The sequence below is a fragment of the Lysinibacillus sp. GbtcB16 genome (assembly GCF_019091145.1).
In the GTDB taxonomy this organism is placed as follows: domain Bacteria; phylum Bacillota; class Bacilli; order Bacillales_A; family Planococcaceae; genus Lysinibacillus; species Lysinibacillus fusiformis.
Genome location: NZ_JAGXJV010000962.1, coordinates 1 through 230 on the forward strand (window position 1 = coordinate 1; position 230 = coordinate 230).

Below are 230 nucleotides of genomic sequence, written 5' to 3' on the forward strand. Positions count from 1 at the left end.
TGGCGAATACGATGACAGCCATCCGAATCGTGAGCGGTTGAATCTCAGCTTCATCAAATCCGGAATCGCCGATACGGCTTTGCGCCAGCATAATAATTTCCCGCAGCAGGACTTGAATCGGCCATTTGGCATTATCGTTGATATACAGAATGGCGTTAAAGAACTGATTCCAATGCGTAACGGAGTAGAATAGCGCGAACGTCGCCATCGCCGGCATAGAGAGCGGAAGC

At 50.0% G+C, this 230-nt stretch carries 1 pseudogene; it reads right to left on the reverse strand.

What is annotated here, in order from left to right:
* A pseudogene (locus KVT27_RS26455) lies at positions 1 to 230 on the reverse strand (ABC transporter permease); the annotation flags it as partial.